This window comes from Pseudomonas sp. GW821-FHT09E12 (assembly GCF_059416085.1).
Map to the genome: position 1 here is coordinate 861,183 of NZ_JBWKOM010000001.1, position 13,890 is coordinate 875,072.

The following is a 13,890-nucleotide window of genomic DNA, read 5'->3' on the forward strand; positions in this document are numbered from 1 at the left end:
GGCCGCTGGGCCATGGGGCTGGCACTTGGGATCGGAGGCCGGCTACAACGCCGGCCCCCTGCCCGACCGCGCTCGATTCAGCGCCCATGCACATAAGTGCCGGGGGAGGCTTCGGCAGCCGGGTAAGCCTTGTTGCCCAGCTTGCCGGGGGCCTTCTTGCCCTTGCCTGAGCGCGCATGCAACCAGGTCTGCCAGTGGCCCCACCAGGACCCGCTGTGCTCGCTGGAACTCTCCAGCCACGCCTGGGCCTCTTCAGGCAGGCTGCTGCTCGTCATGAAGCGGGCCTTGGGGTTGTCCGGCGGGTTGAGAATGCTCTGGATATGCCCGCTGTTGGAGAGCACGAACTCGCCCTGGCCGCCGAACAGGTGCATCGAGCGGTAGCAGGTGTCCCATGGCGTGATGTGGTCGGTGAGCCCGGCCATGCAGTAGAAGTCGCTGGTGACCTGCCTGAGGTCTATCGGTGTACCGCAGACCTCCAGGGCGCCGGCACGGGCCAACGGATTGATCTGGTACATCTCGATGAATTCGCCGTGCAGTGCCGCCGGCAGGTTGGTGGTGTCACTGTTCCAGTAGAGGATATCGAACGCCGGGGGCTCATTGCCGAGCAGGTAGTTGTTGATCCAGTAGTTCCAGATCAGGTCATTGGGCCGCATCCAGGCGAAGACTTTTGCCAGCTCGCGGCCCTCCAGTACGCCGGCCTGGTGGGAGCGGCGCTTGGCCTCCTCCAGGGTCGTCTCATCGGCGAACAGCGAGACCTGGGTATCGGGGCGTATATCCAGCATGCTGACCACCAGGGTGAAGGCATTCACCTTCTTCTCGCCCAGAGCCGCGTAGTGGCCCAGCAGCGACGACATGGTGCTACCTCCGGAGCAGGCACCGAAGGTGTTCAAGTCGGCGCTGCCGGTAATCGCAAGCACCGCATCGACGGCTTCTTTCAGCGCTTCGATATAGCTGGACAGCCCCCACTCGCGCTGAGCCTTGCCCGGGTTGCGCCAACTAACGGCGAAGGTCTGGATGCCACTGTCGAGGAGGTAGCGGATCAGACTCTTCTGCGGCGTCAGATCGAACAGGTAGAACTTGTTGATCTGTGGCGGCACCACCAGCAAGGGGCGCTGCAGTACCTGTTCGGTGCGGGGCTTGTACTGGATCAACTCCAGCAACTCATTGCGAAACACCACCGCACCTTCGGTGGTTCCCAGATTGCGCCCTACTTCAAAAGCCGTCTTGTCCACCTGACTGGGCATGCCGCCGTTCTCGATCAGGTCCTTGACCAGGTGCGTGGCCCCCTTCAGGACGCTCTTGCCGCCGGTATCGAAGAAGCGCTTGAGCGCTGCCGGGTTGACCGGGGTGTTGGTCGGCGCCAGCGCCCCAGCCAACAGATCGATGACGAACTGGCCACGGGCGGCGTCCTGTTCGCCGAGATTGCTGCTGGTGATCCAGTCGTTCAGTTCCCGGCTCCAGGCCAGGTAGGCTTGCATACAACGACGGTAGAGGGGATTGCTCTGCCAGGCCGGGTCGTCGAAGCGCTTGTCACCCGACGCCGGCTTCAGCGCCGAGCGGTCGAGCAGGATATTCGTCAGCTCCACGCCGAATGCGGCCATATGCCGAGCACTGTGTGCCGGCTGCCTGAACACGTGTCGCAGGACCATGCGGGCGCTGCCGAGCAAATCGCGACCGCGGGGGCCGAACGCTGGATTCAGGCTCAAGGTGTACTTCGCAGCCTGCCGGGAGAGTTCTTTATCATTCTTGTCCATTGTGACACTCCATGCTTGGCACAACGCCCTCTAGTGACTTGGGGCATCGATCGGGTTACCGGAAGGACTCTGCCCCATAGACAGCGGGCCGGCCCTGCTCCGGGCAGCTCAAACCGCATGACGCGGTATCGCTTTCCTCCTCCGCAGGCGCAGGGCATGGCCAGGGCGGCTCAGCCCTCGAAAATGAAGACGGGGGCAAGCCCGAGGGTGGGAAGCCTGGCCGGGCGCCGCGGACGCGGCGACCCGCCAGCCTCGAAGCGCCGGATGCTTCACTGGCGGCGCGCATCCTCCTTGAGCATGTCGGCGGCCTTCTCGCCGATCATGATGGTCGGCGCATTGGTGTTGCCGCCGGTGATGCTCGGCATGATCGAGGCATCGGCAATGCGCAGGCCTTCGACGCCACGCACGCGCAAACGCTCGTCGACCACGGCCAGCGGGTCGCTGGCCGGCCCCATCTTGCACGTGCCGACCGGGTGGTACTGGGTATCGGCGCGATTGCGGATGTCCTGCTCGATCTGTCGATCGTCGTTCCAGTCGACGGGGTAGATGAGTTGCGCCCCGAAACGCGCGAAATGCTCGGACTCGAGGATGCGGGCCTGGATCTTCGCGGCCTGGATCAACAGCTCGATGTCCTCGCGGCGATCGAAGAAGCGCGGGTCGATGACCGGCGCGTCCAACGGATCGCGACTGCGCAGGGTCACGCGACCGCTGCTTTTCGGACGCAGCACCTCGATATGGCAGCTGTAGCCATAACCCCAGTGCAGGTGGCGGCCATGGTCGTCGACCACGGCGGTGACGAAGACCATTTGCAGGTCGGGCTTGCTCAGCGCCGGATCGGAACGCAGGAAGGCCCCGGCCTCGGCGAAGTTGGTGGTCAGCATGCCACTGCGCTTGCCTGCCCACTCCACCGCGGCGGCGGCCAGCTTGACGCTGGAGCCGAGGGTGAGGCCCAGACAGCCTTCCGGGTGGCTGACCTTGTAGGGCACCGTGTAGTCGATGTGATCCTGCAGGTTCTGCCCCACGCCAGGCAGGTCCAGCAGCACCGGGATGCCCAGCCGGGTCAACTCTTCGGCCGGACCGATACCGGACAGCATCAATGCCTGTGGCGAGCCAAAGGCACCGGCGGCGAGGATCACTTCGCGGCGCGCGCGCACTTCCTGGATCTGCTTGCCGTCATGGTAACGAACACCCACGCAGCGCTTGCCCTCGAAGATCAGGCTGTGGAAGGGCGCGTTGAGGTAGAGCCGCAGATTGTCACGACCCAGGACAGGCCACAGGTACCCTTTGGCCGCGCTGCAACGCTCGCCATTCTTCTGGGTAACCTGATAACGGAAACAGCCGTCCTGCTCGCGACCGTTGTAATCGTCAGTGCGCGCAATGCCCTGCGCCTGGGCGGCGCTCATGAAGACTTCGCACAGCGGGCTCGGCGACTTCAGCTCGGCGACATTCAGCGGCCCTCCGGCACCATGGAACTCGTTCTCGCCGAAGCGCTCGTTGTTCTCCGACTTCTTGAAGTACGGCAGCACTTCATCATAGCTCCAGCCGGGGTTGCCAAGGCTGTCCCAGTGGTCGTAGTCCCAGCGATGGCCGCGGACATAGACCATGCCATTGATCGAACTGGACCCGCCCAAGGTCTTGCCACGCGGTTGATAGCCCTTGCGCCCGTTGAGTCCCGGCTGTGGCACGGTCTCGAACGACCAGTTATGGAAACCTTCGCGCAGCATCACCACCACGCCGGGTGGCGCCTGGACCAGAAGCTTCTTGTCACTGCCACCGGCCTCGAGCAGGCACACGCTGACCTGCGGATCCTCGCTCAGTCGCGCCGCGACCGGACAGCCGCCCGAGCCGCCGCCAACCACCACGTAATCAAACACACTCTGGGTCATGTCTATCTTCCTTAAGGCTTCACATTCGAATCCGCCCTGCCCAGGTACAACCTCAGCGCCAGGCTCTGAAGCCGGCCTCCATAGGGCGGATGGAACAGGTGGGTGGGAAACCAGGTACGCCGTTTGAACACAGTGCGCGCATGGCTGAGCTCGCGAAACCCTTCCTCGGCGTGGTAGTTGCCCATGCCGGAATTTCCTACGCCGCCGAACGGCGCTCCATGATTGAGGGCATGCCATCCCCAATCGTTGATGGTGACCCCGCCGGAATGGGTGTGCCTGAGCAGCCGGTCGACGTTCGTCCTGTCGGTGGAGAAGATGTACAGCGCCAAGGGACGTTGTCCGCCATTGATGTGGGCAATGGCCTCGGCCAGGTCGTCATAGCCCAGCACCGGCAGCAACGGACCGAAGATCTCCTCCTGCATCACTCGCATCTCGGGCGTCACCCGGGTCAGCACGTGCAGCGGCATCTTGCGGCCCGGGACGATTTCGCCACACACCCTGACCTCGGCCCCCTTGGACCGCGCATCGTCAAGCAGCCCCTGCAGGCGCTGGAACTGGCGTTCGTCGATGATCGAGCTGTAGTCATCGTTAAGCGCCGGCCGTGCGCCATACAGCGCCTGGAACTGGGCATGCAACTCGTCGACAAACCCTTCCACGTCACGCCGTGGCAGCAGAACGTAGTCCGGCGCAATGCATATCTGCCCGCAGTTGGTGCCCTTGCCATGCACGATACGCCGTGCGGCATCGGCCAGGTCGTAGTCGGCCAGCACCACGGCGGGTGACTTGCCACCCAGTTCCAGGGTCACCGGCGTCAGGTTGGCCGCGGCGGCCCGCATCACCAGCCGCCCTACCCCGGGAGATCCGGTGAAGATGATGTGATCGAACGGCAGCGAGGAAAAGAAACCGGGGTCTTCGAGCTCGCCGCCGACCAGGGCCACTTCCTGCTCGTCGAATATCTCCGCCAGCAGGCGCTTCAGGACATCGTTGGTGTGCGGGTTGAACTCGGACATCTTGAGCATCACCCGATTGCCGGCAGCAAGTGCAGTGACCAACCCGGCGACAGCGATGTAAATCGGGAAATTCCAGGCCGAAATGACGCCCACCACGCCCTTGGCCTGGTACTCCACCGACAATTGATTGCCTTTGAACAGCAGCTCCGTGCGGCGTGAGCTCGGCTTCATCCAGCCACGCAGATGCCTGAGGGTATGGTTGATATGCAGAATGCAGCCCATCAGATCCAGGAACTTGGTGTCGACCGCAGAACGGTGGCCGAAATCGGCGCTCATCGCGGCGACTATGGCGTCCTGATAACGCTGTAACTGGGTCCGCAGCGCACGTAGCCTGGCCTTTCGCTCGGCCAGCGAGGGCTGTGTCCGAGCGCGGAAAGTCTCACGCTGAGTATCGAATACACGGGCCACACGCTGGGCGGCCGTCTCATGGATCATGCTTCGGGTCCCCTCATTTGAAGACTGCCAACACTGCTCGGGCGTACCGACACCCGGGTATCGTTGCGAGAGAACAGCGTATGACCGAGGCAACTGGCTGCAAATAGCCGTAAGCCCCAAAGCTATTGCATTGAACCTCACCGCCGTCGGCCGCGCCCAAGAAAACCGGCGCCTGGAAAACCAGAATGCCGCCCTGGAAGGCGGCATTCGATTCATCGCTGTGCGTTCGGTAGTCGCCTCTTCGCTTCAAGCTGCATATCCACCTGCTTGCCTTCCCAGTTGGAGTTCTTCTCGTAGCGCAACGCTCTGGTGCGCCTACATCCCGGTCAGGCCGCCACTGCAGATCAGCGTCTGGCCGCTGACGTAGTCGGACTCAGGGATGCAGAACAGGTACACCGAGCCGGCGGCTTCCTCCGGGGTACCGGCGCGCCCCAGCGGAATGCTGCGCTCGAGCATGCTCATCAGGTCGGGGTTGATGCCGACCTTGATCTCGCGGCCTTCGATCTCGGCGGTGGCGTTGCCGTCGGCGCTGGCCTCGGTCAGGCGGGTCTTGATAAAACCGTAGGCCACGCAGTTGACGGTGGTGTTCAGGCGCCCCCATTCCTTGGCCAGGGTCATGGTCATGCCGGTGATCCCGGCCTTGGCAGTGGCGTAGTTGGCTTGCCCGGCGTTACCGAACAGGCCGGCGACGGAGGAGATGTTGACCACCTTGCGCATCGTGCGAACCCCGGCCTCCTGCTCGGCCTTGACCAGATTGCGGATGACCGGCTGCGCCGCGCGCAGAATGCGAAAGGGAGCGGTGAGGTGCACGTCGAGCATGGCGTACCACTGCTCATCGGTCATTTTCTGGATGACGCTGTCCCAGGTGTAGCCCGCGTTATTGACGATGATGTCCAGCCCTTTGTAGTGCTCGACCGCCGTACCGACGAAACGCTCGGCGAAGTCCGGCGCGCAAACGCTGCCGACACAGGCGACAGCTTCGCCGCCGATGGCCTGGATAGCCTCCACCACTTCCTGCGCCGGACCGGCGTCCAGGTCGTTGACCACTACCCGGGCACCATCGTCAGCCAGCTTCAAGGCAATGGCGCGGCCGATGCCACGACCGGAACCGGTAATCAAGGCGACTTTACCTTCGAGTTTCTTGCTCATCTGTCTATCCTGCGAAAAGTTTGGAAAATGTGCTTAACCGATGGCTATGGCGATCAACGCGTCGCCTACGATCTTGATCTGGCCGTACTGGTTGCTCGTGGACACCTCGACCCTGGCGCAACGTTCGCCATTGACTTCGACAATCTCGCTCACCCTGCCCTGGCAGGTGATGACGTTGCCCAGATGAGTGAGGCCCTGGAAGCGCACGCCGAAACTGCGCAACCGGCTTTGTGGAGCCCAGTTGGTCAACAGGCGACCGAGCCAGGCCATACTCAGCATGCCGTGGGCGAACACGTCCGGCATGCCGGCCTTGCGGGCGAAGTCCACATCGAGATGGATCGGATTGAGATCGCCCGAGGCACAACCGAACAGCGCCAGCGTGACGCGGTCGACCGCTGCCAGCGTCAGCGTGGGCAGCAGGTCGTCGACCTGCGCGTTTTGCAATGCGTTATTCATGACTGGAACTCCTCAGTGGCGAACCACAAGCACAGTGCGCGACTCGGCGACCAACTCAGCGTTGTCGTTGTGGATGTGCGAGGTCTTGACCAGGAACTCCAGGGCACCGTTCTTTTTCTCGAAAATATCGGCGATTCGCGATTTCACGGTGACCGTTTCGCCAGCGCACACCGGCTTGTGGTAATCGAAGCTCTGTTCGCCATGGAGAATCTTCGCAATCGGGATATCCAGGTCCGCCAGCATGCAGTCCAGGGTGCCGGCATCCAGCTCGGCGCCGAACAGGAAGGTCGGCGGCACCAGCAGGTCGGCATGGCCGGCAGCCCGGGCGGCAGCGAGGTCGGTATACAGCGGGTCGGTTTCACCAATGGCCCGGGCGAAAGCGCGCAGGCGCCCACGTTCGAGCATTAGCGTGGTGGCGGCCAGTTCATGGCCGATCCACTTCTTGTCGATCATCTGTGGCTCCTCAGACTTTTTCGTAGAGGGTGACGACGCATGCGCCGCCCAGCCCCAGGTTGTGCTGCAGGGCCAGACGCGCGCCCTCCACTTGACGCGGGCCGCACTGGCCACGCAGTTGCTGGACCAGCTCGGTGCACTGGGCCAAGCCGGTGGCGCCCAGCGGATGCCCCTTGGAGAGCAGCCCACCGGAGGGGTTGGTGACAAACTTGCCGCCATAGGTGTTGTCGCCGTCCTCGACGAAACGCTCTGCCCCACCGATCGGGCAAAGGCCCAGGGCCTCGTAGCTGAGCAACTCGTTGTGGGCGAAGCAATCGTGCAGTTCGACCACCTGGATGTCTTGCGGACCGACTCCGGCCACCTCGTAGGCTTTCTGCGCGGCAGTCCTGGCCATGCTGAAACCGACGACTTCACGCATGTCATGCGCAGCGAAGGTCTTCGGCGTATCGGTGGTCATGGACTGCGCACGAATCCGCACGGTTCCCTTCAGGCCGTGACGCTTGAGGAAGTCCTCCGAGCAGAGGATCGCCGCACCGGCACCACAGGTCGGCGGGCAGGCCATCAATCGGGTCATTACGCCGGGCCAGACCACCGGTGAGTTCATGACGTCCTCGACGCTGAGCACATTGCGAAACAGCGCCATCGGGTTGTTGGCGGCGTGGCGGCTGGCCTTGGCGCGGATCTTGGCAAAGGTTTCCAGGCGGGTGCCGAACGCCTGCATGTGTGCCTGACCGGCACCACCGAAATAGCGCAGCGCCATCGGGACGTTGGCCTGCCCGACCAGCTCACCGGTGGTCCGATCGAAGTGTTCGAAAGGGCTGGGCCGGTCATCGAACAGCGTGCCCAGCGCCCCTGGGCTCATCTGTTCGAAGCCCAGCGCCAGGGCGCACTCCGCCGACCCGCTGCGAACGGCCTGGTTGGCCAGGAACAACGCGCTGGAGCCCGTGGAGCAGTTGTTGTTGACGTTGATCACCGGGATCCCGCTCATGCCCACTTCGTACAGTGCGCGCTGGCCTGAGGTGGAGTCGCCATAGACGTAGCCGACATAGGCCTGTTCAACCTGCGGGTAGCCCACGCCGGCATCGGCCAACGCGGCACGCAGGGCGGTGGCTGCCATTTGCGGATAGGGAGCGTTGGCGCCCGGCTTGACGAAAGGGATCATGCCGACCCCGATCACATAGACATTGCGGCTCATAGCGTCGTTCCTGATTTAAGTGGCGACAAGGTGTGGCTTTGTAGGCTTAATGTTATGGCCATCCCAAAAACCGCCAATGTCGTGGCGCCGCAAATGTCTTGCAGAATCCACCAATGTCGAATCCAACCCCTGTCGTCTTCGCTTCCATCTTTGTCTCTTCCCTGCTCGCCGCTGCCCGTGAGCGGGGTTACGAGATCGAGGGTTTCCTGCGCGACGCGGGCATCGACCCACAGCAGCCCCAGGACCTTGAGCACCATGTCACCGTCGACCAGTACGTCACATTGCTGCGCAAGACCATCAAAGGGCTGGATGACGAAGGTGTCGCGCTGTTCTCGCGCAAGCTGCGTCGCGGCAGCTTCCTGCTGATGATGCGTTCGGCCCTCACAGGCAACACCCTGGCCGCTGCCTTGCACGAATTCACCCATACGTTGCGGCTGCTGCAAGATGACCTCAACCCGCTGCTGGTAGACGACGGGCGTCACCTGCGGGTCGAGTTGCACTTCATCAGCGAGCAGGTGCGGTCCCGGCAATTCGCCCACGTGTTGCTGCTGCGCCTGCTCTGGCGCGTCATGGCCTGGCTGGAAGGCGGCAATCTGCGCCCCGTGGGGATCGACCTGGCGTTCGCGCAGTCCGAGTCCATCGGGTCCTACCGGAAACTCTTCCCCACCGTGCTGCGTTTCGGTATGCCCTGCTCGACCATCTGCTTCGATTCAGTCGCCCTGCAAGCGCCGGTGCGCCGGGACAGCTCCCATCTGGACGATTACCTGGACAAGGCGCTGCTCGACCTGCTGGTGCCGGCCATACCCACCCGCGTCAGCGACCGGGTGCGCGCCTATTTGCGGGAAGAGCGCGCACGCCACTCCATTTGGCCCGACCTGGAGCAGACCAGTACCGCCCTGCACTGCTCGGCAAGTTCGCTGCAGCGCCACCTGTCCCAGGAAGGTTCCTCGTTCCAGAACATCCGCGAGAGCCTGCGTCGCGACTGGGCGACCTACCGCCTGAAAACCAGTACGCTCTCCACCCCGGCGCTGGCCGAGGAACTCGGCTTCGCCGACAGCGCCAGCTTCCAGCGCGCATTCAAGCGCTGGACCGGACTGACCCCGGGACAGGTTCGCAAGGGCTGCTGATGGCCTGATAACAAGCCCGCTCCTCGAGCGGACTTGTTCTTTTCACGGTGCCCTTTCCCTGGAAGAGACGGCGCAGAAGCCTCAGGCCAGTACACCCGCCTGACGCAATCGCTCCAGCCGTTGCGCTGCCACAGTGGCCAGCAGCGGCGCCGGCTCCCGACTGTCGACATGACGGACCGTGCCGGGCGTTCGCGAGAAGCGCGGCGCCGGATTGGCCTGAATGACCGGCTCGACCTGGAAAATCCCACGCGCGACATTGTGTGGATGGACGGCGGCTTCACTGGGCGAAAGCACGGGAGCGAAACATGCATCGCTGCCTTCGAGCAGGGCGCACCAGTGGGCACGCGGCTGGCTGCCGAACAGCAGGGTCAGGCGCTCCTTCAGCGCTGGCCAATGCACAAGATCGTACTGCGCTGCGGGCAAGACATCGGCCAACTCCAGCCGCCCCACCAGCTCCGCGTAGAACTGCGGCTCCAGCGGCGCCAAGGAGATCCATTCGCCGTCGGCGCACTGGAACAGATCGTAGAACGGCGAGTCGTAGAACGCGCTGGGGCGCGGGCCACCGATCTGCCCTGCGGCATGGATGAAATGGGCAATCGAACCGAGCACGGCAACCATATCGACGATTGCAGTATCGACCACCTGCCCCTTGCCGGAATTACGTGCCTCGAACACCGCCGAAACGATGCCAAAGGCCATGCCAAGTGCTCCGATGGCATCCCCCGCCAAAGTCGCCGGAGGACGTGGCGGCACACTGCGGCCACCCGTCAGCCCGAGCAGGCCGGTCAGCGCGAGATAATTCAGATCATGCCCGGCGGCCTGAGCCAGAGGGCCGTCCTGCCCCCAGCCGGTCAAGCGACCGTAGATCAGGCGCGGGTTCTTCGCCAGGCATTGCTCGGGCCCCAGCCCAAGGCGCTCCATCACGCCAGGGCGGTTGCCCTCGATCAGGGCGTCGGCCTGGGCCAGCAGGTCCAGGGCCAGCGCGACGCCTTCCGGCTGCTTGAGATCGATGACCATCCGGTGCTTGCCGCGCTGGAGGATATCCAGGCCGACGTCGCCCCCCAGCTGTTTCGCCAGAGCGACGCCCCCCTTGCGGGCGACCACCGTGACTTCGGCGCCCATGTCGGCGAGCAGCATCCCCGCCAACGGCCCCGGGCCTATCCCTTCGAACTCGACGATTTTAAGTCCAGCCAGTGGTCCCATCACTTTTCCCCCATCAAGAATCACGACACGTTCTTGGTGATCTTGCCGGCACCGCCCTCCCGCCTTTGGCTCGTGGGCAGAGCACGTATCGTTACGAGAGGAAAGCCTATGGGGCGGGCGAGGAACAGCAAATAGCCGAACATCCCGATCCTGTTGCATTAAACCTCGCCGCCCCTGCAACCAGGCTCATGTCACCGGACCTGGCGTCCTGCCGCACATTGACCGGCACGCGCGGGAAGGCGTGACACAGGCGCTCAGCGATCTCAGGCCGGGCAGCGACGGCATCCGGAAAATGCCAAGGCCAAGACATCCCTCTGTGAGGGTGGACCTTAATGGGTCTTATCCTGATATCAGACGTCCTGGCCTGGCCATAATGACGTAGCGCCGGGAACGCATCGGCCCCCACTCTGCGCAAACAAAAACGCCGCTCCTGAGAGCGGCGTTTTTTTAACCTGGGCCGCAAACCGCGGTTCCGGGTAGTGGCAACACCGACGTGGCGCGACCGGGTATTACAGGGCCATGTCGCTCGACGCGTTGCTCGCTGGCGCCTTTGGCTTTTCAGCCGCAGGTTGCGCAGGTGCGGCGATGGTGCCGATGGCTGGCGGAGGCGTCAATTGCAGCACTTCGCTGGTGTAGGCCCACTCTTGAGCTACACGCTCAGGACTGCCGTTGAGCTGGGTGCCGTAGCTCGGCACGATCTGGTGCAGCTTCGCCTGCCAGGCCGGAGTCGCGACCTTGTCCTTGAAGACCTTCTCCAACACGCTGAGCATGATCGGCGCGGCGGTCGAAGCACCTGGCGAAGCACCCAGCAGGCCGGCAATGCTGCCGTCCTTGGCGCTGACGATCTCGGTGCCCAGTTTCAGCACGCCACCCAGCTGCTCGTCGCGCTTGATGATCTGCACGCGCTGGCCGGCCTGCCACAGACGCCAGTCTTCAGCCTTGGCGTTAGGGAAGTACTCTTTCAGGGCATTCAGGCGATCTTCATCCGACAGCATCAGTTGGCCGGCGAGGTACTCGACCAGCGGGTACTCCTTGATGCCGACCTTGGTCATGGGCCAGATGTTGTGAGTGGTGGTAGTGGTCAGCAGGTCGAGGTACGAACCTTCCTTGAGGAACTTGGTGGAGAAGGTCGCGAACGGGCCAAACAGGATCACGCGCTTGCCGTCCAGCACGCGGGTGTCCAGGTGCGGAACCGACATCGGTGGAGCGCCGACCGACGCCTTGCCGTAGGCCTTCGCCAGGTGCTGCTCGGCGATCGCCGGGTTCTCGGTCACCAGGAACGAGCCGCCCACAGGGAAACCGGCATATTCCTGGGCTTCAGGGATGCCCGACTTCTGCAGCAGGTGCAGGGCACCGCCGCCGGCGCCGATGAACACGAACTTGGCGTCGGTCTGGGTTTCGGTACCGTCTTTCAGGTTCTTGTACACCACGCGCCAGGAGCCATCTTCGTTACGCTTGATGTCTTCCACTTCGCTCGACAGCTTGAGCGAGAAGTTCGGCTGGGCTTTCAGGTGGCCGACGAACTGACGGGTGATCTCGCCGAAGTTCACGTCGGTGCCGAGCGGCGACCAGGTGGCGGCGATCTTCTGCTTCGGATCGCGCCCTTGCATCATCAGCGGGACCCACTGCTTGATCTGCTCCGGGTCTTCGGAGTACTGCATGCCGGCGAACAGCGGGCTCGCCTGAAGCGCTTCGTAGCGTTTCTTCAGGAACTTGATGTTGTCATCGCCCCACACGAAGCTCATGTGCGGAGTGGAGTTGATGAACGAACGCGGGTCCTTCAGGACATTGTTCTTGACTTGCCACGACCAGAACTGGCGGGAAATCTGGAACGCTTCGTTGATCTCGATGGCCTTGGCGATCTCGACCTTGCCGTCCTTGTTTTCCGGGGTGTAGTTCAGCTCCGCCAGGGCAGAGTGACCGGTACCGGCGTTGTTCCAGCCGTTCGAGCTTTCTTCGGCAACGCCGTCGAGACGCTCGACCATTTCCATCGACCAGCCCGGCTCCAGCTCATTGAGCCAGACACCCAGGGTCGAACTCATGATGCCGCCACCGATGAGCAGCACATCCACTTTCTTGGTCTCGGCGGCGTACGCGGAGCTGAGCCCCATCGTCATCGCCAAGCCCAGCAGGGCCGTGTTCACTTTTTTCAACATACAGTAGTTCCTACGATAGAACGCCATCCGCCCCCCATTCTCGATCATCAGTCGCCCCGGCACCGCCATGGGTTCCCGCACTCAGAAGAACTGAAGGGTGGGCACACAAGGCCGACATGACACTGTCGACCTCAGTTTATATGTCGCTCCTGCGCTGACTTCTTATTCGCTATTGGCTTCAGCTACTTGAGTGACACTATTTTGTTGGGACGCCTTCGGACAGCGTCGATCGACGGTCCGAAACGCCCGCTAAATCCACATTCCCATAGAGAGACTAGTCGGGTGTAACCAAAGGAGTGAGTCAACAACACCCGGTACTACGATCGACCTGCTGCCAACGCCCTCGATCACCGCCTGACAGCGGCAAGGCCACGGGTATCGCATACAGGGATCGCCCCCAACCCTGGCAGCCCTCCTGCTGAAAACGGACATAATGGCCATCATGGGTGGTGGCTAACGCGCCATTGTCTACTGGACGGATAAAGCCGTCAAAAAAACTGTCAGATTTGTCCTGTTTTTATGCAGAAAAGTACCTTGATAATTCAAGAGTTCGCCTGGATGCGAGCAAGGTGAGGCCCGGACAAGACCCGGCGAATACCCGGCACAAAAAAAGCCCTGATTAGTCAGGGCTTTTTTTGTGGGCAGGAACGCGCGATTCAACAGCAACGGGCTGTCACTTTGACAAGCCCTTCACAGAAGGCATGAAGCGGCCTACAGGCAATCATGCACGGCCTTTTTCAGCACCGCGGACTTGGCCCAGGGTGTTCCCTGGTAGAGCGAGACCAGGCTGCCGTTCTTCGATTTCACCACTTCCACGATCTCATCCGATGCCAGGCTGCCAGGAGCGGTGATCCGATAGCCGTTGGAGATATCGGACTGGGTGCTCCTGGGCGTCTCGCGCTGCCAGGCCGGCAGAACACACTGCGCGTAATCTTTCGGCGTTTTGCCAGTCAGCTCACTGACATTCGGCTTGCCCGGTGCCAAAGCCGTGGGTAACGAACACCCGGCCAACAGTCCCATCAGCGACGCGCCTAGCCAAACTCGCATATGTCTTCCTCATCCCTAA

The 13,890-nt window shown here is 62.8% G+C and carries 11 protein-coding genes; 1 reads left to right on the forward strand and 10 read right to left on the reverse strand.

Going from position 1 to position 13,890, the window contains the following annotated elements; all coding sequences use genetic code 11:
* Positions 1 to 77: 77 nt before the first annotated feature.
* The 7 genes from phaC to AC07PQ_RS03880 form a co-directional block, all read right to left on the reverse strand.
* A complete protein-coding gene (phaC, locus tag AC07PQ_RS03850; protein ID WP_007929265.1) occupies positions 78 to 1,754 on the reverse strand; it encodes a class II poly(R)-hydroxyalkanoic acid synthase in 1,677 nt (558 codons plus the stop codon).
* A 269-nt stretch (positions 1,755 to 2,023) separates the two neighbouring features.
* On the reverse strand, positions 2,024 to 3,640 hold the full coding sequence (locus AC07PQ_RS03855) for a GMC family oxidoreductase (protein WP_493184397.1): 1,617 nt from the start codon (positions 3,638 to 3,640) through the stop codon (positions 2,024 to 2,026).
* Positions 3,641 to 3,651: 11 nt separating this feature from the next.
* Positions 3,652 to 5,085 (reverse strand): coniferyl aldehyde dehydrogenase, encoded by a 1,434-nt coding sequence (locus AC07PQ_RS03860; RefSeq protein ID WP_493184396.1) that lies wholly within the window; start codon positions 5,083 to 5,085, stop codon positions 3,652 to 3,654.
* 315 nt (positions 5,086 to 5,400) lie between these two features.
* Positions 5,401 to 6,234, reverse strand: a complete 834-nt coding sequence (locus AC07PQ_RS03865) for an SDR family NAD(P)-dependent oxidoreductase (RefSeq protein WP_007929255.1) — start codon at positions 6,232 to 6,234, stop codon at positions 5,401 to 5,403.
* Positions 6,235 to 6,267: 33 nt separating this feature from the next.
* Complete coding sequence (locus AC07PQ_RS03870) at positions 6,268 to 6,690, reverse strand: MaoC family dehydratase (RefSeq protein WP_007929254.1); 423 nt, start codon at positions 6,688 to 6,690, stop codon at positions 6,268 to 6,270.
* 12 nt (positions 6,691 to 6,702) lie between these two features.
* Positions 6,703 to 7,143 (reverse strand): MaoC family dehydratase N-terminal domain-containing protein, encoded by a 441-nt coding sequence (locus AC07PQ_RS03875; protein WP_007929253.1) that lies wholly within the window; start codon positions 7,141 to 7,143, stop codon positions 6,703 to 6,705.
* Positions 7,144 to 7,153: 10 nt separating this feature from the next.
* A complete protein-coding gene (locus tag AC07PQ_RS03880; RefSeq protein ID WP_007929252.1) occupies positions 7,154 to 8,338 on the reverse strand; it encodes a lipid-transfer protein in 1,185 nt (394 codons plus the stop codon).
* Positions 8,339 to 8,451: 113 nt separating this feature from the next.
* On the opposite strand from AC07PQ_RS03880, the gene AC07PQ_RS03885 reads away from it, so the two are divergent.
* The gene (locus AC07PQ_RS03885; protein WP_007929251.1) at positions 8,452 to 9,465 is read left to right on the forward strand and encodes an AraC family transcriptional regulator; all 1,014 of its coding nucleotides are present in this window, start codon (positions 8,452 to 8,454) and stop codon (positions 9,463 to 9,465) included.
* Positions 9,466 to 9,546: 81 nt separating this feature from the next.
* Here the strand turns inward: AC07PQ_RS03885 and AC07PQ_RS03890 are convergent, their stop codons facing one another.
* From AC07PQ_RS03890 to AC07PQ_RS03900, 3 genes are all read right to left on the reverse strand, one after another.
* Positions 9,547 to 10,668 (reverse strand): CaiB/BaiF CoA transferase family protein, encoded by a 1,122-nt coding sequence (locus AC07PQ_RS03890; RefSeq protein ID WP_493184395.1) that lies wholly within the window; start codon positions 10,666 to 10,668, stop codon positions 9,547 to 9,549.
* A gap of 509 nt (positions 10,669 to 11,177) precedes the next feature.
* Positions 11,178 to 12,824 (reverse strand): malate dehydrogenase (quinone), encoded by a 1,647-nt coding sequence (gene mqo / locus AC07PQ_RS03895; RefSeq protein WP_007929249.1) that lies wholly within the window; start codon positions 12,822 to 12,824, stop codon positions 11,178 to 11,180.
* A 711-nt stretch (positions 12,825 to 13,535) separates the two neighbouring features.
* Complete coding sequence (locus tag AC07PQ_RS03900) at positions 13,536 to 13,871, reverse strand: hypothetical protein (RefSeq protein ID WP_007929247.1); 336 nt, start codon at positions 13,869 to 13,871, stop codon at positions 13,536 to 13,538.
* Between the last annotated feature and the right edge of the window lie 19 nt (positions 13,872 to 13,890).